1 rRNA gene is annotated in these 508 nt (G+C 61.4%); it reads right to left on the reverse strand.

The window, feature by feature from the left end:
- Window positions 1-202 precede the first annotated feature (202 nt).
- A 5S ribosomal RNA gene (gene rrf / locus HMPREF0975_RS14440) occupies window positions 203-320 on the reverse strand.
- Window positions 321-508: the final 188 nt, after the last annotated feature.

Consider the following 508-nt stretch of genomic DNA (forward strand, 5'->3'; position numbering starts at 1 on the left):
CTTCGGAACGACAGGACTGTACTTCTCTGTCCTTTACCCATGCCTCCAGTGTCATGACGCCCGTTCACCGACCGCCCCCGCCTACAGCACAGTCCTTACTGTCCGTTAGGACAGTTGTTGTCGTTCAGAGCAGTGCTCGTCTAGAGGGGGCAGTTGGCCCGGGACCGCTGGTTGGCGGTTCCGGGCCGACTGTGTGGTGTGTGCTCGGTGGTGTCCTACTCTCCCGCACCCTGGCGGGTGCAGTACCATCGGCGCTGTCAGGCTTAGCTTCCGGGTTCGGGATGGGTGCCGGGCGTTTCCCTGTCGCTGTGACCACCGAGACGATTGTATGGGCAGTGCGAGAATCACTCGATACTGATTCGGTTGTGTGGCTGCCGTCCCACGCGCGCGTCGTGTCGTATACGCGTCGCGTTGCGTGTTGGTTGGGTTGGTTGTGGACCGTATAGTGGACGCTCGCGTTTGTTCCTGCCCCCCCTCACTCTCTTACTGTGCCGCTTGCGCGGTGGTT

Source organism: Actinomyces sp. oral taxon 849 str. F0330, assembly GCF_000239715.1.
GTDB lineage: Bacteria > Actinomycetota > Actinomycetes > Actinomycetales > Actinomycetaceae > Actinomyces > Actinomyces johnsonii.